A 20,935-nucleotide genomic window follows, 5' to 3' on the forward strand; every position below is an offset into this window, starting at 1 on the left:
TTATATTTTTTCTGTTGAAAGTTCCACATTATGCGGTCCTTTATTGATAATTTTTCCAACTAAAAGTAAAAACAGCATTCCGAGCAAAAGATACAGCCCTATAAATCCGAGCAAGGTAAACAACGTATTTCCAGAAGAAACAGTCGGCGATGCTCCTGCTGCTGTTCTGAGTAAATTATACACCAGCCAAGGCTGTCTTCCTAATTCTGCCGTGTACCAACCTGTTGTATTAGCAATGTATGGAAACGGCATCATAAACATAAGTGACCATAAAATCCATTTGGTTTCAAACAATTTTCCTCTGATTAATTGAAAAAGCGAAATCACCATTAAACCTATAAAAACCGTTCCAAGCCCAACCATAATATGATATGCGTAATACAATCCTGAAATATTAGTTGGATGAAGATCTTCTTCAAACTGATCCAAACCTTGAATTTCCTGATCCCAATTTCCATAAGTCAGGAAACTTAAAATGTTTGGAACAGCAATTTTATTATCAAGTTTTTTGTCTTTTACATCGGGCTGACCGATTAAGACAATTTCAGAACCTTTCTTTTCGGTATGAAAAATTCCTTCCATCGCTGCAAAAGTTACAGGCTGGTATTTTACAACATTTTTTGCCGCTAAATCTCCTGTTGGAACTGCTACAACAATACTAGAAATCAACCCAAAGATCACGCCTGTTTTAAGGAACAATTTCCCGAAAGAAACATTTTTTTTACTTAAAATATAAAACGCTCCAATTCCAGCCACAACAAAAGAACTTGTCACTAAAGAAGCGGCCTGATTGTGCAAATAGGACGGCCAAAGCCAAGGATTTAAAAATAAAGCCTGAAAATTATTCAGTACAAATTTTCCGTTTTCCAAAATTTCATAACCAACGGGATTTTGCATCCACGAATGCGTTGCTATAATTAAGAATCCACTGGCCCAAGAACCAATCATGATTAATAATCCGGTTACAAAATGCCATTTATGTCCGAGCAGTTTTTCACCAAACAAAAACAAACCTAAAAATGATGATTCGAGAAAGAAAGAAAACATTCCTTCCATTGCCAATGTTTGGCCAATGATTCCTCCTGTTAATTCGGAGAACTTTGCCCAGTTTGTTCCAAACTGAAATTCCATCGGAATTCCGGTGACAACGCCCATTGCAAAATTGAGGGCGAAGATTTTCATCCAGAAATGAGTGGCGTGATTGTATTGTTCGTCTTTCGTTTTAAGAAATTTCCATTTGAAGTAAACAATGATCAACGAAAGTCCCATTGTAAGCTGCGGAAAAAGATAGTGAAAAGTAATGGTGAATGCGAATTGCATTCGATCATAAAAGAGCATTTCTTCCATAAGTGGTAATTTGTTTATGAAGTTCCACAAATTTAACCATTACAACCCGAATAGCCTCTTTAAAACAATAGTTTCTTTTAAAATTTTGAACCCTATAAGTGATAGAAGTAAATATATAGTATCAGATGTTCCAATAAACTTATACCAGATTAACTCCTGCAAGGTTTCCAAAACCTTGTAGGTGTTTTTCTTAAGTATGAATACCTACAAGGTTTTGGAAACCTTGCAGGAAATAAATGAACTTATATCACTTAAATGGTGAAAATCATTTCTTCAAAATTCCTTTTTCAACGCTTTCATTGATCAAACCTTCAGCATAATTCCACAACGATGCTGAACCATTTTTAATGACGCTCTTTTTCTCGTAGACTTTATCATAGGTTACTCCAAACTCTTTCCAAGTTCCACCATTGTTAGAAGTATTCTGCAATAAAGGTTCTAATCTATCCATCGATCTGGCAAATTTGGCTTCGTTGGTTTCGCCAGCTTCAAATTCTTCCCAAATGGCAATTAATTCTTCAGCTTGATTTTTAGGAAGCAAACCAAAAATCCTATTGGCAGCCAATCTTTCTTCATCAGTATTATCATGGCTCTTTACCGTATCATAAATAAAAACATCACCAGCGTCAATTTCTACGATATCATGGATTAAAACCATTTTTACGACTTTCAAAACATCAATTGGCGTATTAGAATGTTCAGCCAGAACAATGGCCATCAAAGCCAAATGCCAGCTATGTTCTGCATCGTTCTCACATCGATCACTGTTGAACAATTTTGTTTTTCGCTGAATGTATTTTACTTTATCAATCTCTTTTATAAAAGCAATTTGATCTAATAAATCTTGAGTGTTCATATAACTGATTATTTTTTTTCTTAAAAATGACATTCGTCATATGCAAAATTAAAGCTTAAAGCGTAATTGCTCAACTTTAAATCAATTTATATAACTTCTATGACTGAATCCACATTATTTTTTAACAGAAATCAAATTTCTGTAACATTAGTCACCTATTTTAATGGAAAACAAAGTTATCTTTGTACCCCACATATTTTAGATTTCATATCATGAAAATAGAACAAATTTACACCGGATGTTTAGCACAAGGTGCTTATTATATTACCTCAGATGGTGAAGCCGCTATAATTGATCCTCTTAGAGAAACACAGCCTTATTTAGATCGTTTGGAAAGAGATAATGTAAAATTGAAATACATTTTTGAAACTCATTTCCACGCCGATTTCGTTTCCGGACACGTTGACTTAAGTAAAGAAACAGGCGCTCCAATTGTTTACGGACCAAACGCAGCCTGCGAATTTGACTGCATTTCTGCAAAAGACGGACAAGAATTTAAAATCGGAAAAGTAACTATTAAAGTATTGCATACTCCTGGTCACACGATGGAAAGCACTACTTTTTTACTTATAGATGAAAACGGAAAAGATCACGCCATTTTCTCAGGTGATACTTTATTTATCGGTGACGTTGGCCGTCCAGATTTAGCGCAAAAAGCTGCTGGAATGACACAAGATCAACTAGCTGGAATTTTATTTCATTCTTTAAGAGATAAAATCATGACGCTGAACGATGATGTTATCGTTTATCCTGCGCATGGTGCTGGAAGTGCCTGCGGAAAAAACATGAGCAAAGAAACTGTTTCGACTATAGGAAACCAAAAAGCTACTAACTATGCTTTGCGTGCGAATATGACGGAAGCTGAGTTTATCCAAGAAGTAACAGATGGTTTATTGCCTCCTCCAGCTTATTTCAGTATGAATGTTGCTATGAATAAAGGCGGATACGAAAGTTTTGAAACTGTTTTACACAACGGAATGAAAGCAATAAATGCTGCTGAATTTGAAGTTGTTGCTGAAGAAACTGGAGCTTTAATTTTAGATACAAGAAGTGCTGCCGATTTCCATAAAGGCTTTATTCCGCAGTCTATCAATATTGGAATAAATGGTGATTTTGCTCCTTGGGTTGGAACTTTAATTGCCGATGTAAAACAGCCCATTATTTTGGTTACAACAGTTGGAATGGAAGAAGAAACCGTTACTCGTTTAAGCCGTGTTGGTTTTGATACTATTATCGGACATCTAGAAGGCGGTTTTGAAGCTTGGCAAAAAGCAGGTTTTGAAATTGATACTGTAAACCGAATCACAGCAGAACAATTTGCAAACGAAGTAAATATCGAAACTGATAAAATTGTAGACATTCGTAAAGAAACAGAATACGCTGCTGAGCATATCGAAGACGCTTACAGCAAACCTTTGGCATATATTAATGATTGGGTAAAAGACATTAACCCAAATGAGCATTTTTATCTGCACTGTGCAGGAGGATACAGAAGTATGATTGCAGCTTCAATTTTACAAGCAAGAGGCTTTAGAAATTTCTCTGAAGTTGAAGGCGGTTTTGGAGAAATTTCAAAAACCAATCTTCCAAAATCAGATTTTGTTTGTCAAAGCAAGGTTTTAAAAGCATAAACATTGAACATAAATTTTAACCATATAAGTTATGTAAGTTCATTTTAGCAGGCGTTAATTAGCTTCAGCTTATATTTAATACATCGGTTTATAATTTCTTATATAACTTATATGGTTAAAAAAAATAAATTTAAAACATGAATCTACTGGAAATTTTAAGGGAACCATGGCCTTGGTACGTAGCAGGCCCGCTTATTGGATTAACTGTTCCTATTTTATTAATTATTGGAAATAAATCTTTCGGGATTAGTTCGTCACTTCGTCATATCTGTGCGGCTTGTATTCCGGCAAATATTTCATTCTTTAAATACGACTGGAAAAAAGAAAGCTGGAATTTATTCTTTGTTTTAGGAATTTTCTTTGGCGGTGTGATCGCAGCTTATTTACTTTCTAATCCAAATCCAGTTGAAATTGCTCCAGAACTTTCAGAACAATTAGCAGGTTACGGAATCACAGATCATACTGGCTTAGTTCCCGTTCAGCTGTTTTCTTGGGAAAGTTTATTTACGCTTCGTGGCTTCATTATGATGGTTGTGGGCGGATTTTTAGTTGGTTTTGGGACACGTTATGCAGGTGGATGTACCAGCGGACATGCGATTATGGGACTTTCAAATTTACAATGGCCGTCTTTAGTTGCTACAATCTGTTTTATGATTGGCGGTTTTGTAATGTCACTTTTGATTTTACCTTATATTCTTTCACTTTAAAATTTCAAAAATGAATTTAGAAAATAAAAATATAGACGGCGAAGGAATTAATGCAAGTCAGAAAAAAGAAACTGCGTTTGCTAATTTGAAATATTTAATTGTCGGGATCTTTTTTGGAGTTGTATTCGTAAAAGCCGAAATCATCAGCTGGTTCCGTATTCAGGAAATGTTTCACTTTCAGTCGTTTCACATGTATGGCGTAATTGGATGTGCTGTTGTAGTTGGATTAATATCTGTGCAATTGATTAAAAAATTCAACATCAAAACTCTTGATGGCGAAAAAATCGAAATCCAGCCAAAGACTTTTAGCAAAGGGCAAATCTACGGTGGATTGATGTTTGGTTTCGGATGGGCAATCACTGGAGCTTGTCCTGGACCGCTTTTCGCTCAAATTGGGACAGGTGCAACGGTTATTGTGGTAACTTTAGTAAGTGCCATTTTTGGTACTTGGGTTTACGGATTAATTAAGGATAAACTTCCTCATTAATTTACTTAAATTCCAAAGTTTAAATTCCAAATTCCAATCTAAAATGATTAGGGTGAATCTCTAAACGAAACTAAAAAATCTATATTAAACCCGACAGGTTTCAAAAACTTGTCGGGTTTATATTTTTGTAGCAAGTCTAGATAAACAACATGAAACTTTAAACCTGAAACCAATAAAACCAAAAAATTTTTCTTCATCAATTTTTAATTTCCTTTTGTTAAGTTTGTTTAAAACAAATAAGTCCTATAAAAGTAACGCAAAATATGAACCGTTCAGAACAGTTATCCAGATTACAGAATACAGAAAATTGGGACGTAATAATTATTGGCGGTGGAGCAAGCGGACTTGGAACTGCTATTGATGCTGCCAGCCGAGGTTATAAAACCATTTTATTAGAAGCCGTAGATTTTGCAAAAGGAACTTCCAGCCGAAGTACTAAATTGGTTCATGGTGGTGTACGTTATCTGGAACAAGGCGATATTCACTTAGTTCGAGAAGCATTAAAAGAAAGAGGATTAATGGCTCAAAATGCTGGACATTTGGTCAAAAACCAATCTTTTGTTATTCCGAATTACAATTGGTGGAGCGGTTACTTTTATACTATCGGATTAAAAATCTACGACTTATTATCAGGTTGTTTGAGTTTAGGAAGTTCAAAGTACATTTCAAAAAAGAAAACTATTGAAATGCTTCCAAACGTGGAGGAAAACGGATTGGTAAATGGCGTTATTTATCACGACGGCCAGTTTGATGATTCTCGTTTGGCTATTAATCTTGCGCAAACTGCTGTCGAAAATGGAGCTTGTGTTCTAAACTATGCAAAAGTTGTCAATTTATTAAAAGACAATAACAATCAAATAATTGGTGTTGAGGTAACCGATCAGGAAACTGGAATTATTTATAACCTAAAAGCTTCTACTGTAATAAATGCCACGGGAGTTTTCACCAATGCCATAATGAAGTTAAATGACACCTTTTATAAAAAATATATTGTCCCAAGTCAGGGAATTCATTTGGTTTTTGATAAATCGTTTCTTCCTGGTGAACATGCCTTAATGATTCCGAAAACCAAAGACGGAAGAGTTTTATTTGCCGTTCCATGGCACAATCGCATTGTTGTTGGCACCACTGATACTTTAATAAAGAAGCAAAGTTTGGAACCTATTGCTTTAGAAAGCGAAATTCAATTTGTATTGGAAACGGCTCAGCGATTCTTAGCTAAAAAACCAACAAGAGCTGATGTACTTTCTGTTTTTGCAGGTTTACGTCCGTTGGCAGCTCCAAAAGAAGAAGGAAAAAGTACAAAAGAAGTTTCGAGAAGTCATAAGATTATTGTTTCTGAAACTGGTTTAATAACTATTACCGGCGGAAAATGGACAACGTATAGAAAAATGGCCGAAGAAATAATAGACAAAGCCATACTGAAAGGAAAACTTCCTAAAAAAGATTGTGTTACACAGCATTTGTCCATCCATGGAAATAAACCAACTAGTAATCTTGACCGTGAAAATCACTTGTATATATATGGCAGTGATATTTCAGAAATACTAAAACTACAGGAAAATGAACCTGAATTAAAAGAAAAACTTCACCCAGATCATGAATTTACAATGGCAGAAGTTGTTTGGGCTGTACGTTACGAAATGGCAAGAACTATTGATGATATATTAGCAAGGCGAGTTCGTTTATTATTTTTAGATGCCAGAGCTGCTATTCAATCTACTGAAAAGACAGCGCGAATTATGGCCAAAGAATTAAATCACGATGAAAATTGGATTATTAAACAAATCGAAGATTTTAATGAAATTTCTAAAGGTTTTCTCCTTTCTGAATTCAGGAACAGCTCAAAAATAGATTTTCACAAACTTTAAATTTCATAAATAAGCAAAAAAAACTAGATAAATTTATTGTTTAACAATGTCTCGTACTCAAAACTTAAAATTCTTAAAAATTTTATTTTAGAAAATCAGCCACTTACATTATTTTTAAGTTAAATATTTAAAAACCAATACTTTGATTTAAAAATTAAAACTAATTTTATTCTCAAATTAAACCTTAACTGCTTTTTAAATTCTTACATATTTTCATAATTAACAAATTTTTAACACGACACTTGTATATACAACTATTAAAAGTTATACATTTGTATATACAAATTATACACTTACGACTATGACAATTGAAGAGGTTATTAAGAGTACGGTTAAGATGGATAATGCGAAAAAAGTTATTCTGAATATCATGTACACGCAAAATGTGGTTCAGGATCATTTCAACGAGTTAATTAAACCGTATGATTTATCTGGAGAACAATACAATGTGTTACGTATATTAAGAGGGCAAAAAGGGAAACCAGCCAATATGTGCGTAATACAAGAACGAATGCTTGCCAAAACAAGCAACACAACAAGATTGGTAGACAAATTGTTATTAAAAGAATTTGTAACCCGAAATGTCTGTCCAGATAATCGAAGAAAAATCGAAGTTTTGATTACTCAGAAAGGATTAGATGTTTTAAAAGAATTAGATCCAAAAGTAGACGAACACGAAAAAGCGTTTGCTGACAATCTAAAACCAGAAGAATTAGTTTTCTTAAATCAGTTATTAGAAAAATTTAGAACCAACAAATAAAATAAATATTATGAGCAATTTCGTAGAAAATCAAAATTGGAGATATGCAACAAAACAGTTTGATGCTACAAAAAAAATCTCTGATGCAGATTTAAACACAATAAAAGAAGCGGTTAGACTAAGTGCTTCTTCATACGGATTACAACCTTATAAAGTTATTATCGTTGAAAATCCAGCATTAAGAGAAGAATTAAAAGCAGCAGCTTGGGGACAAACTCAAATTACAGATGCTTCTCACCTTTTCATTTTTGCAAATGACTTAAATCTTGATACCGCTTCTGTTGACAAATACATTGAAAATATCAGCGAAACAAGAGGTGTTCCTGTTGATGCTTTAGGCGGATTCAGCGATATGATGAAAGGTGTTGTAAGCAATTTATCTGCTGAAGCAAAACACATCTGGACAGCAAAACAAACTTATTTAGCTTTAGGAAACTTATTAAACGCGGCAGCCGAATTAAAAATTGATGCTACTCCGATGGAAGGTTTCAATGCTGCAAAATTCAACGAAATCTTAGGTTTCGATAAATTAGGTTTAAATGCATCAGTAATTGCTACAGTTGGTTACAGACATGATGATGACAAATCACAGCACCAGAAAAAAGTTAGAAAATCTCACGAAGAATTATTTATCACACTATAATTATTTATTAATCAAATTCAAATTTTAATTTTAAAAACATGAAAAATTTAAAAACTATTGCAATAGCATTATTCGTAGCAGCAGCTGGTATTTCAGTAAACGCTCAAACTAAAAAAATCGACGTAAAAGCATCTACTATCAAATGGGTAGGTAAAAAAGTAACTGGAGAGCACTCTGGAACTGTAAACTTCAAAGATGGAGCTGTAGTTTTCAAAGGAAAAAAATTAGCTGGTGGTAACTTCACAGTTGATATGACTTCATTAACTTCTACAGATTTAACTGGTGAATACCAAGGAAAATTAAACGGTCACTTAAAAGCTGACGATTTCTTTGGAACTGACAAATTCCCAACTGCAAAATTAGTTTTCAAAACTATCAGTTCAAAATCTACTGATGTTTATGCTGTAACTGCAGATTTAACTATCAAAGGAATCACTAAACCAGTAACTTTTGACATCACTGTAAAAGGAAACACTGCTACAACTGCTTTCAAAGTTGACAGAACTAAATACGATATTAAATACGGTTCTGGTAGTTTCTTCGACGGTTTAGGAGACAAAACTATCAATGACGAATTCGAATTAACTGTAGCTTTAAAATTCTAATTTTTAAGACTTACTAGTTCAAAAAATTATAAAACCCCGACATTTTAAAAGTGTCGGGGTTTATTATTTCTATACTTTTCGTACATTTTCCAAAACCTTAACATTCTTAACGCTATAGTAACGCTTTCGTAATAAGCGTCAGGACTTTGATTAACATACGGCTTCTATTTTTGGGGAAATTTAAAAAATCAAAAACTAGAAATTAAAATCATAGTTATGAAAACAAAATTACGCCTTGCTTCTATCACATTCATTATCAGCTTTTTCGCACATGCACAACAACAACCAAAAGGAATTACAGGAAACACAAACTGGATGAACAACTGGACTAGTTTTAGACCTGCTGTGAATGACTATAGCGAAGCGACTAATATAATTGCTGGAACTATTGATAAAGACACTAGATTAGTAAAACGCAATGTTTACCATTTAGTTGGTGTTGTTTACGTTACCAACAATGCTACTTTAACCATAGAGCCTGGAACCGTAATTCGTGGAGATGACAAAACCTGTGGCACACTTGTAATTACCAATGGATCAAAAATTATTGCAGAAGGTCTTGAAACAGATCCAATTATTTTTACTTCTGAAAAAGAAATAAATAACAGAAAACCAGGTGACTGGGGTGGAATTATTATTTTAGGAAAAGCACCGATTAATACTTTAGGAGGTGTTCATACTTTGCCTTTTGACTTGGAACCGACTTTAAATCACTACGGAGGTCAGGATCCGGAAGATAATTCAGGAATTTTAAAATATGTTAGAATCGAATATGCGGGAAGAAAATTAAGTGCTTCTAAAGAGCTGAATGGACTTTCTCTTGCCGGAGTTGGAAGAAAAACAATCGTTAGCAATATTCAAATTAGTTTTTCAAATGATGATTCTTTTGAATGTTATGGCGGTGATTTGAATCTTAGTAATCTTATCTCATTTAGAACTACTGATGATGATTTTGATTTCACCCAGGGAGCTCAAATTAACCTTAGTAACAGTATCGCGATTCGTCATCCGTTTTCTTCAGATATTTCGGGCTCAAGATGTTTTGAGGTTGATTCTTATGAGAAAATTGCTAATACTGATATGACCAAAAAAATGACCAAAATAAATGCAAGCAATATTACTTTGGTTAACTTGGAAGAAAACAATCAAGGTTTGGTAAGAGAATCTGCTTATATCAGAGAAAACACTTTTTTTAACTTAACCAACAGTGTAGTTTCTGGATTTGAACCTTTCATTTTATTAGAAGGTGCAATTGGAAATGGAGAAGTAAATCTTTCTAAAATCAACTTTAAAAATGTGGTTGTAAACAACTGTAAAGGTGAAATAGAAAGTGAATCTGCTAGTAACAATTCAGGAATAAAAAACTATTACAGTAATCCTCAAAATGATATTCAATTCACTAAAATGAAGCTAAGTGAACTATTTTATCTTCCTAATATAAAAGCAAATCCAGATTTTAGAATAAATGTAAACAATACGCTGGCTATTGGTAATTAAGGATTTGCAAGGTATTGCACGAATAAAATTTAACAAATTTTAAATTTTTGAAAAGTTTTTTTTGAAATTTTATGTACTCTATTTAAAATTACATTTATATATTTGTGACATCAAAATAAAGAAATGAGAACAATTTTAAACAATACTTGGTGGTGGAGCAATTTACGTCAGACGTCGTGAACAAAGCTTCCTATGGTATTGTAAGAAAACTATAAATATAAAAGGCTTGTCATCACGACAAGCCTTTTTTTTGTCCAAAATTGAAATAAAAAACTAACACAATTAAAAAACTATATACATTGAAACCTTTTATCCTTAATACCAATTACAAGCAAATTCTGGCAGATACTGTTACACCGGTTAGTATTTACTTTAAAATCAGAGATAAATTCCCAAACAGTTTATTACTGGAAAGTAGTGATTATCATGGAAATGACAACAGTTTCTCTTATATCTGCTGTAATCCGATTGCTACTATCAAAATAGAAAACGAGATTATCTCAAAAACTTTTCCTGACGGAACTTCTGAGAAAATCAATATTGATGCTTCAACAAATATTCCGCAGGTTATTCAGGAATTTTCAGGTCAGTTTAAATCGGAGAAAAATGATTTTAAATTCATCAACAACGGTTTATTTGGATACATTTCTTACGATGCTGTTCGTTATTTCGAAAAAGTTTCAATTGCCAAGAAAGACAATGCAACTTCAATTCCGGATGTTTTTTACGCTGTTTACCAAAACATTATTGCGATAAACCATTTCAAAAATGAAGCTTATATTTTCTGCCACAGTTTAGACGGAAAAAATAATATTGCTGAAATCGAACAATTATTGCAATCCCGAAATATCGCATCTTATAAATTCTCTAAAGAAGGCGAAGGTTTCTCTAATTTAACTGATGAAGAATTTAAAGAAAATGTGGCTTTAGCCAAAAAACACTGCTATAGAGGTGACGTTTTTCAATTAGTATTATCACGTCGTTTTACTCAAGGATTTAAAGGAGATGAATTCAATGTTTACCGTGCTTTAAGAAGCATTAATCCTTCTCCGTATTTGTTCTTTTTTGATTATGGAGATTTCAAAATCTTCGGTTCTTCTCCAGAAGCACAAATTATTGTCAAAGATAGAAAAGCTGAAATTCATCCAATTGCGGGAACTTTCAAAAGAACAGGAGATGATGAACGTGATGCCCTTTTAGCAAAAGAACTTTCTGAAGACAAAAAAGAAAACAGCGAACATGTAATGTTGGTTGATTTGGCCAGAAATGATTTAAGCAGAAATGGTCACGATGTAAATGTAGAAAAATACAGAGAAGTTCAGTTTTTCTCTCATGTAATTCACTTAGTTTCAAAAGTAACAGGGCATTTACACGATAAAGCGACAACTATGCAGGTTGTTGCGGATACTTTTCCAGCGGGAACATTAAGCGGAGCTCCAAAACACAGAGCCATGCAATTAATTGAAGACTGCGAAAAAACAAATCGTAATTTTTACGGAGGTGCAATTGGTGTAATGGATTTTGATGGAAACTTTAATCACGCGATTATGATTCGAACTTTCCTTTCTAAAAATCATCAATTACATTGTCAGGCTGGTGCCGGAATTGTAGCCAGTTCTGATGAAGAAAGTGAAATGCAGGAAGTTTACAATAAATTAAGAGCTTTAAATACAGCGCTGGAAATGGCGGAAAAAATTTAGTAATCAGTGTTCAATTTTTAGTGTTCAGTCTAAAACTTGAAACAATTAACAAACAAACCATAAAAACCATGAAAAAAGCAATTTCAATTTTAATTTTAATCATTACAATTTCAGCTTGCAATTCTGAAAAGAAAAATCCAATTGAAGGAACCTGGCGTCTTATATCGGCTGAAACTACTGAGAAAGACTCTACTTTTTCAACTTTCAATAAAAACACCAAAATGATTAAGATTATAAATGATTCTCACTTTGCTTTTCTAAATCATGATTTAAAAAACGGAAAAGATTCAACGACAGCATTATATTTTGCAGGAGGCGGAAAATATACTTTGAAAGACAGTATTTATACCGAAAATCTAGAATATTTCAATAATCGCAACTGGGAAAACAACAAATTCGAATTTGTAGTAAAAGTTCAAAACGACACCTTAATTCAAAAAGGAATAGAAAAAGTAGAAAAATTAGGCGTAGATCATATTATTATTGAGAAATACGTTCGAGAAAAATAAAATTTAGTTGCCAGTCTCAGTCTCGGTTTTAAGTAAAAACTTAGACTCTCAGAACCTTAGCAACTTAGAAACTTAAAAAAAATGAAAAAGATTTTAGTTATAGACAATTACGATAGTTTCACTTACAACTTGGTGCACTATTTAGAAGATTTAAACTGCGAAGTTACTGTTTACAGAAACGATGAATTTGATATTGATGAAATCGCTTCTTTTGATAAAATATTACTTTCTCCGGGACCTGGAATTCCAGACGAAGCAGGTTTATTAAAAGCAGTAATCGAAAAATACAGCCCGACAAAAAGTATTCTTGGCGTTTGTTTAGGACAGCAGGCAATTGGTGAAGTTTTCGGCGGAACGCTTTCTAATCTTGATAAAGTATATCACGGAGTTTCAACGAATGTAAAAACAGTAGTAGATGACGAAATTTTGTTTGAAGGCTTAGGAAAAGAATTTGAAGTCGGTCGTTACCATTCCTGGGTTGTAGATACCAACCTTCCTGACGAACTTGAAGCTACATCTTTTGATGAAAATGGTCAGGTAATGTCTTTAAGGCATAAAAATTATGATGTTCGAGGCGTTCAATTCCACCCAGAAAGTGTACTAACTCCAAACGGAAAAAAAATGTTAGAGAATTGGATTAAGAGTTAGTTTTTAGTCACAGTCTCAGTTTTCAGTCACAGAAAACAGAAAACAGGAAACAAAAAACTTAGAATCTTAGCATCTTAGAACCTTAGCAACTTAAAAAAAAATGAAAACTATATTAAACAAATTAATCAATCATGAAGTGCTTTCTAAAGAAGAAGCCAAACAAGTATTGATTAATATCTCAACAGGTCAATACAATCCAAGCCAGATTTCGGCATTTTTGACTGTTTTTATGATGCGAAGCATAACAATCGATGAGCTTTCGGGATTTCGTGAAGCTTTGTTAGAATTATGTATTCGTGTCGATTTATCTGCCTATAACACCATCGATTTGTGCGGAACGGGTGGCGACGGAAAAGACACTTTCAATATTTCGACTTTAGCCTCATTTGTTTCGGCAGGAGCCGGAATTAAAATTGCCAAACACGGAAATTACGGAGTTTCCTCTATTTCAGGATCGAGCAATGTGATGGAAAAGATGGGAATTAAATTCAGCAACGATCCTGACTTTTTAGAAAAATGTATTGATCAGGCAGGAGTTTGCGTTTTACACGCTCCCCTATTTCACCCAGCTATGAAAAATGTAGGACCAATCAGAAAAGAACTAGCCGTAAAAACCTTCTTTAATATGTTGGGACCAATGGTAAATCCATCGTTCCCACAAAATCAATTGGTTGGTGTTTTCAACTTAGAATTGGCAAGAATGTATGCATATTTGTATCAAAATACTGATGTGAATTTTACGATTTTACATTCGCTTGACGGATACGATGAAATTTCATTAACTGGTCCAACCAAAACAATTTCAAACCACATGGAAGGAATGTTAAACCCTGAAGATTTTGGCGTTCATCTTTTATCACAAACTGAAATTGAAGGCGGAAAAACCATTGAAGAATCTGCTGATATCTTTACTAATATCATTTCAGGAAGAGGAACCGAAGCACAAAACAATGTGGTTTGCGCCAATGCGGCAATGGCAATCGCAACTGTAACAAAATGCTCTCCGATTAAAGGATTTGAATTAGCAAAAGAAAGTCTTCTATCAGGAAAAGGACTAAAAGCTTTACAGAAACTACAAGAATTGAGTAAATAAAAAACAAACACAAATTTCACGAATTAGCATTAATAAATTTGCGTCTTTATGACTTCGTGGCAAAACAACAACAATGAACATTTTAGATAAAATAATAATAGACAAAAAAAGAGAAGTCATTCTTAAGAAATCAATCATTCCGGTTTCTCAGTTGGAAGCTTCGGTATTTTTTGAAAAACAAACCATTTCTCTTAGTCAGAAGTTAAAAGAAAGTAATTCTGGAATTATAGCAGAACACAAACGTCGTTCTCCTTCAAAATCCATCATCAATAATAATTTTACTGTTGAAGAAGTAGTAAAAGGTTATGAAGATGCTGGTGCCTGTGGAATCTCAGTTTTAACCGATGGAAAATATTTCGGTGGCTCTTTAGACGATTTACTTTTGGCGAGAGCTTCAGTCAATATTCCGCTTTTGCGAAAAGAATTTATTGTAGACGAATATCAGATTTTAGAAGCAAAAGCACATGGAGCAGATTTGATCCTTTTAATAGCAGCAGTTTTAACTCGTGAGGAAATTAAATCATTATCTGAATTTGCTAAAAAATTAGATTTAGAAGTTTTACTGGAAGTTCATAATCAGGAAGAACTCGAAAAGTCTATTATGCCAAGTTTAGATATGATTGGCGTAAACAACAGAAACTTAAAAACGTTCGAAGTAAGTTTAGATTTCAGTAAAGAATTGGCATCACAAATACCGAATGATTTTGTTAAAGTTTCTGAAAGTGGCATTTCATCAATCGAAGCTATTCAAGAATTAAAACCTTACGGCTACAAAGGTTTCTTAATTGGAGAAAACTTCATGAAAACTGACGACGCAGGACAAGCCGCAACGGATTTTATTAAAAATCTGGGCGTTTAAAAAATAGCCACGAACTCACGAATTTAATTTACAATCATTCGTGAATTCGTGGCGGAAAAACTTTGCGAACTTTTTCGCATTCAAAACACAATACAATAGAAAAAAACTTAGCGCACTTTGCGTTAAAAAAACACACAACACAATGAAACTTAAAATATGCGGTATGAAATATCCTGAAAATATTCTAGAAGTAGGCGCGCTGTTGCCTGACTATATGGGATTTATTTTCTGGGAGAAATCCGCGCGATATTTTGACGGAACGATTCCTGAGCTTATAAAAACAGTCAAAAAAGTGGGCGTTTTTGTAGATCAAAGTCAGGAAGAAATTCTAGAGAAAGTCGTAAAATACAATTTACAAGCCGTTCAATTACATGGAAATGAATCTGTGAAATTTTTATCAGAACTAAAAGAACAATTACCTAAAAAAGTAGAAATCATAAAAGTCTTTTCAGCAGATGAAAATTTCGATTTTGAAGTGATAAAACCTTTTGAAGCTGTCTCCGATTATTTTCTGTTTGATACCAAAGGAAAACTTCCTGGCGGCAACGGAACAACATTTGACTGGACAATATTAAAAAAATACAATTCCAAGAAACCTTTCTTTTTAAGTGGTGGAATCGGAATGAAAGAATTAAAAGCCATTGAAGAAATTTCAAAAACCAATTTACCAATCTACGCTGTCGATGTAAACAGTAAATTTGAAATTGAACCAGGGCTGAAAAACAGAAATTTATTTAGCAATTTCAAACGAAAATTTGATGTTGCCAACTTTTAAAATTTAAAAAAATGAGTTTTAACGTTAACGAAAAAGGATATTACGGAGAATTTGGAGGAGCTTACATTCCGGAAATGTTGTATCCAAATGTAGAAGAACTACGCCAAAAATACTTAAGCATTATGGACGAACCTGATTTTAAGGCGGAGTTCAATCAACTGCTTAAAGATTATGTAGGACGCCCTAGCCCATTGTATTTTGCAAAACGTCTGTCTGAAAAATACAACACAAAAGTCTATTTAAAAAGAGAAGATTTAAATCATACTGGAGCGCATAAAGTAAACAATACTATCGGACAGATATTATTAGCAAAACGTTTGGGTAAAAAACGAATCATTGCCGAAACTGGCGCTGGTCAACATGGTGTGGCTACTGCAACAGTTTGTGCTTTAATGGGAATCGAATGTATCGTTTATATGGGCGAAATCGACATTGCGCGTCAGGCTCCAAATGTAGCTCGTATGAAAATGTTAGGCGCAGAAGTCCGTCCCGCTCTTTCGGGTTCACGAACTTTAAAAGATGCGACAAACGAAGCGATTCGTGACTGGATTAACAATCCTGTAGATACGCATTATATTATTGGATCTGCAATTGGCCCGCATCCTTATCCAGATATGGTAACTCGTTTTCAGAGTATTATCTCCGAAGAAATCAAGTGGCAGTTAAAAGAAAAAGAAGGTCGTGAGAATCCTGATTATGTTGTAGCTTGTATTGGCGGCGGAAGTAATGCAGCAGGAACTTATTATCATTTCTTACACGAGCCAGAAGTTGGAATTATTGCAGTGGAAGCAGCTGGAAAAGGTGTTGACAGTGGTCATAGTGCAGCAACAAGTAAACTAGGAAAAGTTGGGGTTATCCACGGCTGTAAAACGCTGTTAATGCAGACAGCAGACGGACAAATTACAGAACCGTATTCTATTTCTGCTGGATTAGATTATCCAGGAGTTGGCCCATTACACGCACATTTAGCACAAACTGGACGTGGGGAATTTTTCTCTGTAACTGATGATGATGCTATGAATGCAGGTTTACAATTGACAAAATTAGAAGGGATTATTCCAGCCATTGAAAGTGCTCATGCCTTTGCCGTTTTGGATCAAAAGAAATTCAAACCTGAAGATATTGTAGTGATTAGTCTTTCTGGACGTGGCGATAAAGATTTAGATAATTATATTGATTACTTTAAATTGTAATAAAAATTGTAATTTGGACGTTGGTTTTTAAAATCGCCAACGCTAACAAATAACGAGAAAAATCATAATTATGGAACTATTATTCTCATACGGAACACTTAGATCGAAACAAATTCAGATGCAGATTTTTAATAAAGTTTTAGTTGGAACTCAAGATCAAATATTGGGTTACAAATTAAAAAGTTTACAAATCGAAGAAGAATTTGGAATGGCTGACTATGTAGTTGCAGTACCTAGCGAAAATCTAGAAGATATTATACATGGTGCTGTTTTTGAAGTGACTAATAACGAATTATTAAAAGTCGATCAGTTTGAATCGAATTCCTATAAAAGAGTTCAGGTCAAACTAAAATCAGGAAGAACGGCTTGGATTTATACGGAAAATAAATAACTAAAAATGATTTTAGCGGCAGCACAGACAAAACCAAAACGTGGCAATATTGCTTCAAATTTATTAGACCATTATCGCCTTGTTGAATTGGCTGCACAAAATGGAGTTCAATTAATTGCATTTCCCGAAATGTCTATCACAGGATATGAAAGAGAAAATGCAATGGATTTGGCTTTTGCCGAAGACGATTACAGAATCGATCATCTGAAAGATTTGGCTACAGATTATAATATTATCATTATTGCTGGAGCTCCAATTTTAATTGAAAATCAATTGTTTATTGGCGAATTTATTATTTCTCCAAACGATTCGGTTTCTATCTATACCAAACAGTTTTTACATGAAGGTGAAGATGATTTTTTTCAGTCTTCATTTGATAACAATCCTGTAATTACAATTGAAGATCAAAATATTTCATTTGCCATTTGTGCCGATATCGATAATCCGAACCATCCTGAAAATGCTTCAAAAAATAACGCAGACATTTATATTGCGAGTATTTTCTTTTCTCCAAACGGAATTCCAAGTGCCTACAGAGACTTACAGAATTATGCACAAAAACATAAAATGAATGTTCTGATGTCGAATTTCAGCGGTGAATCTTGGGGATCTCCTTCGGCTGGACAAAGTGCTTTCTGGAATAATAAAGGAGAATTAATTGGACAGATGAATGAATCGGATTCTGGATTATTATTGGTTGAAAAACAAAATGATAGTTGGCTAACTAAAGTTATTATAGATTAGCAAAATTTCCTGCAATCCCGAAGTTTCGGGACAAAACCTTGCAGGTATAAATAACTTAAAACATAAAATACCTACAAGGTTTTGGAAACCTTGCAGGAATGAAAAAACGATATTAAAATGAACAGAATAACTCAAAAATTACAAGAAGATAAAAAGATTCTTTCAATCTATTTTTCTGCAGGATATCCAAACTTAAATGATACGGTGCAGATTATTCAGAATTTAGAAAAAAACGGAGTTGACTTAATAGAAATAGGACTTCCTTTCAGCGATCCTTTAGCCGATGGACCAACTATTCAGGCGAGCTCTACAACGGCGCTTCATAACGGAATGACGACTCAGATTCTTTTTGATCAACTGAAAAACATCCGCGAAAGCGTAAAAATTCCGTTGATCATCATGGGCTATTTTAATCCGATGTTGCAATATGGCGTTGAAGCTTTCTGTAAAAAATGCGCAGAAATTGGAATTGATGGTTTAATTATTCCCGATCTCCCAGTTGATGTTTATGCTGATGAATACAAATCGATTTTTGAAAAATACGGGGTAATTAATGTATTTTTAATTACACCTCAAACTTCAGACGAACGTATTCGTTTTATCGACAGTGTTTCAAACGGATTCATTTATATGGTAAGTTCTGCAAGCGTTACAGGATCACAGTCTGGTTTTGGAAATACTCAGGAAACCTATTTTGAAAGAATTGCCGAAATGAATTTGAAAAACCCACAAATTATTGGCTTCGGAATTTCGAATAAAGAAACCTTCAATCAAGCTACTAAATATGCGAAAGGTGCTATAATTGGAAGCGCTTTCATCAAACATTTGAGCGAAAATGGAAGTGGTAAAATTGAAGAGTTTGTTGGAGGGATTCGATAATTAAATGTAAATTACACGGTATTTCAATTTAAGAATCCGTGTTATGCAACAATATTCTCCAGTAAAAGTATTGTATATACTTTTCTTAAACTTACTGTTTTGTATGGTATATGCACAAGAAAAATCTACTTTGCGTATACCAACAAAACAAGATACTTTAAACGGATCAATCACTCCAGAAAGAATTTGGTGGGACATTCAGCATTACGACCTTGCCATAAAACCTGATTATTCTACCAAAACAATATCAGGAAAAAATACAATCGAATACAATATTGCCAAAAAAGAACATTCTGATTTAATGCAGATTGATCTTGTTGCTCCTCTTAAAATTGACAGTATTTTTCAGAAAGGACAAAAGATCACTTATACTCAGAATGAAAATATCTGGTACATAAAACTTCCTAAAAAACTTCTTTCTAAAAATAATAAAATCACGATTTATTATTCGGGGAAACCTACAGAATCAATAAAACCGCCTTGGGATGGAGGTTTAGTCTGGGCAAAAGATTCCTTAAATCGCCCATGGATTTCCGTTGCCTGCCAATATAAAGGGGCTAGTTTATGGTATCCCTGTAAAAATGCTTTGTATGATGAACCTGATAAAGGAGCAAGCATTAGTATTTCTGTACCAGACAGTTTAGTAGCAATTGGAAATGGACGTTTAAAAAGTAAAATTAAAAACCCTGATAATACTTCAACTTATAAATGGGAGGTCAAAAACCCCATTAATCATTATGGAATTACTTTTTACATTGGAAATTATATAAATCTCAACACAACTTTTAATGGCGAAAAAGGCCCTTTAAGCATGGATTTCTGGGTTCTTGATTACAATAAAGAAAAAGCAGAAAAACATATGATGCCTGAAGTTAATATTACACTTAAATCTTTAGAACATTGGTACGGTCCCTACCCTTTTTATGAAGATGGTTTTAAAATAATAGACGCTCCTTACATAGGAATGGAACATCAAAGTGCAATTGCTTATGGCAGTTCTTATAAAAAAGGAACAAATAAAAAAGGTGGTGATATTTCGAATACAGGCTGGGGCAAGAAAACAGATAAAATTATTGTTCATGAAATAGCTCATGAATGGTTTGGCAATAATATCACAGCAAGTGATATTGCTGACAGATGGATTCAAGAAGGATTTGCCGGTTTAGGCGAAGAGATAGTAATAGCTGATTTGTGTGGAAAACAGGCAGGGAATGAATTTATAAATGGCCGATTCAGGACAATAGAAAATGATAAACCTGTTATTGGACGATACGGAATTAACGAAGATGGAAGTAACGACAATTACGTAAAGGGCTGGACTGTTATGCATATGATAGAAACTATTATAAATGATGACCAAAAATTTCGAGAAATATTGCGTGGCCTAAATCACGATTATCATAATAAAATTGTCACAACAAAAGAAATCGAAACTTATATATCTTCCAAATCTGCTATCAATTTTCAGTATCTCTTTGATCAATATTTGAGAACAAATAAAGTTCCTGTTTTAGAATATCAATTTAAAAACGGACTACTCAATTACCGTTATTCCAATTGTAACAAAGACTTCATTATGCCCATAAAAACAAATTTGACCAAAGATATTTGGCTGCATCCTACTACTTCATGGCAGTCATTAAAAACTGAAGATCAAGATAATGTAGCGGAATTAAAAATAGACATTAACTTTTACATTACACTTCTGAGGATCGACTAATCAAAGAAAAAACTAATATT

The 20,935-nt window shown here is 33.7% G+C and carries 21 protein-coding genes; 19 read left to right on the top strand and 2 right to left on the bottom strand.

Annotated elements, in window-relative coordinates:
- Entirely contained in the window at window positions 1–1,347 is a 1,347-nt protein-coding gene (locus tag GSY47_RS17210) for a cytochrome ubiquinol oxidase subunit I (protein WP_179002654.1), read from the bottom strand.
- 265 nt (window positions 1,348–1,612) lie between these two features.
- A complete protein-coding gene (locus GSY47_RS17215) occupies window positions 1,613–2,203 on the bottom strand; it encodes an HD domain-containing protein (protein ID WP_179002653.1) in 591 nt (196 codons plus the stop codon).
- A 212-nt stretch (window positions 2,204–2,415) separates the two neighbouring features.
- On the opposite strand from GSY47_RS17215, the gene GSY47_RS17220 reads away from it, so the two are divergent.
- The 19 genes from GSY47_RS17220 to GSY47_RS17310 all read left to right on the top strand — a co-directional run bounded on the left by GSY47_RS17220 (window position 2,416) and on the right by GSY47_RS17310 (window position 20,915).
- Complete coding sequence (locus tag GSY47_RS17220) at window positions 2,416–3,834, top strand: MBL fold metallo-hydrolase (protein ID WP_179002652.1); 1,419 nt, start codon at window positions 2,416–2,418, stop codon at window positions 3,832–3,834.
- A gap of 137 nt (window positions 3,835–3,971) precedes the next feature.
- On the top strand, window positions 3,972–4,541 hold the full coding sequence (locus GSY47_RS17225; protein ID WP_179002651.1) for a YeeE/YedE family protein: 570 nt from the start codon (window positions 3,972–3,974) through the stop codon (window positions 4,539–4,541).
- Between the two features lie 10 nt (window positions 4,542–4,551).
- The gene (locus GSY47_RS17230; RefSeq protein ID WP_179002650.1) at window positions 4,552–5,028 is read left to right on the top strand and encodes a DUF6691 family protein; all 477 of its coding nucleotides are present in this window, start codon (window positions 4,552–4,554) and stop codon (window positions 5,026–5,028) included.
- A 263-nt stretch (window positions 5,029–5,291) separates the two neighbouring features.
- Window positions 5,292–6,899 carry a glycerol-3-phosphate dehydrogenase/oxidase gene (locus tag GSY47_RS17235; RefSeq protein WP_179002649.1) on the top strand — a complete coding sequence of 536 codons (1,608 nt, stop codon included), beginning with the start codon at window positions 5,292–5,294 and terminating at the stop codon, window positions 6,897–6,899.
- A 301-nt stretch (window positions 6,900–7,200) separates the two neighbouring features.
- The gene (locus tag GSY47_RS17240; protein ID WP_179002648.1) at window positions 7,201–7,659 is read left to right on the top strand and encodes a MarR family winged helix-turn-helix transcriptional regulator; all 459 of its coding nucleotides are present in this window, start codon (window positions 7,201–7,203) and stop codon (window positions 7,657–7,659) included.
- Between the two features lie 10 nt (window positions 7,660–7,669).
- A complete protein-coding gene (locus GSY47_RS17245) occupies window positions 7,670–8,302 on the top strand; it encodes an NAD(P)H-dependent oxidoreductase (RefSeq protein WP_179002647.1) in 633 nt (210 codons plus the stop codon).
- Between the two features lie 38 nt (window positions 8,303–8,340).
- Entirely contained in the window at window positions 8,341–8,907 is a 567-nt protein-coding gene (locus GSY47_RS17250) for a YceI family protein (RefSeq protein WP_179002646.1), read from the top strand.
- 216 nt (window positions 8,908–9,123) lie between these two features.
- Window positions 9,124–10,404: a hypothetical protein gene (locus GSY47_RS17255; protein ID WP_179002645.1), complete on the top strand. Its 1,281-nt coding sequence runs from the start codon at window positions 9,124–9,126 to the stop codon at window positions 10,402–10,404.
- Between the two features lie 299 nt (window positions 10,405–10,703).
- Window positions 10,704–12,104, top strand: coding sequence for an anthranilate synthase component I family protein (locus GSY47_RS17260; RefSeq protein WP_179002644.1), 1,401 nt, complete (start codon window positions 10,704–10,706; stop codon window positions 12,102–12,104).
- 68 nt (window positions 12,105–12,172) lie between these two features.
- Window positions 12,173–12,613 carry a hypothetical protein gene (locus GSY47_RS17265; RefSeq protein WP_179002643.1) on the top strand — a complete coding sequence of 147 codons (441 nt, stop codon included), beginning with the start codon at window positions 12,173–12,175 and terminating at the stop codon, window positions 12,611–12,613.
- Between the two features lie 81 nt (window positions 12,614–12,694).
- Window positions 12,695–13,261, top strand: a complete 567-nt coding sequence (locus GSY47_RS17270) for an anthranilate synthase component II (protein ID WP_179002642.1) — start codon at window positions 12,695–12,697, stop codon at window positions 13,259–13,261.
- Between the two features lie 100 nt (window positions 13,262–13,361).
- The gene (trpD, locus tag GSY47_RS17275) at window positions 13,362–14,354 is read left to right on the top strand and encodes an anthranilate phosphoribosyltransferase (protein WP_179002641.1); all 993 of its coding nucleotides are present in this window, start codon (window positions 13,362–13,364) and stop codon (window positions 14,352–14,354) included.
- A gap of 73 nt (window positions 14,355–14,427) precedes the next feature.
- Window positions 14,428–15,213 carry an indole-3-glycerol phosphate synthase TrpC gene (trpC, locus tag GSY47_RS17280; protein ID WP_179002640.1) on the top strand — a complete coding sequence of 262 codons (786 nt, stop codon included), beginning with the start codon at window positions 14,428–14,430 and terminating at the stop codon, window positions 15,211–15,213.
- A 142-nt stretch (window positions 15,214–15,355) separates the two neighbouring features.
- Window positions 15,356–15,988 carry a phosphoribosylanthranilate isomerase gene (locus GSY47_RS17285; protein WP_179002639.1) on the top strand — a complete coding sequence of 211 codons (633 nt, stop codon included), beginning with the start codon at window positions 15,356–15,358 and terminating at the stop codon, window positions 15,986–15,988.
- Between the two features lie 11 nt (window positions 15,989–15,999).
- Window positions 16,000–17,181: a tryptophan synthase subunit beta gene (gene trpB, locus GSY47_RS17290; protein WP_179002638.1), complete on the top strand. Its 1,182-nt coding sequence runs from the start codon at window positions 16,000–16,002 to the stop codon at window positions 17,179–17,181.
- 70 nt (window positions 17,182–17,251) lie between these two features.
- Window positions 17,252–17,572, top strand: a complete 321-nt coding sequence (locus tag GSY47_RS17295; protein ID WP_109194532.1) for a gamma-glutamylcyclotransferase family protein — start codon at window positions 17,252–17,254, stop codon at window positions 17,570–17,572.
- Between the two features lie 6 nt (window positions 17,573–17,578).
- Window positions 17,579–18,316, top strand: coding sequence for a carbon-nitrogen hydrolase family protein (locus GSY47_RS17300; protein WP_179002637.1), 738 nt, complete (start codon window positions 17,579–17,581; stop codon window positions 18,314–18,316).
- Window positions 18,317–18,433: 117 nt separating this feature from the next.
- Window positions 18,434–19,195 (top strand): tryptophan synthase subunit alpha, encoded by a 762-nt coding sequence (trpA, locus tag GSY47_RS17305; protein ID WP_179002636.1) that lies wholly within the window; start codon window positions 18,434–18,436, stop codon window positions 19,193–19,195.
- Between the two features lie 43 nt (window positions 19,196–19,238).
- Entirely contained in the window at window positions 19,239–20,915 is a 1,677-nt protein-coding gene (locus GSY47_RS17310; RefSeq protein WP_179002635.1) for a M1 family metallopeptidase, read from the top strand.
- Window positions 20,916–20,935: the final 20 nt, after the last annotated feature.

Source organism: Flavobacterium quisquiliarum (genome assembly GCF_019308285.1).
In the GTDB taxonomy this organism is placed as follows: Bacteria; Bacteroidota; Bacteroidia; order Flavobacteriales; family Flavobacteriaceae; genus Flavobacterium; species Flavobacterium quisquiliarum.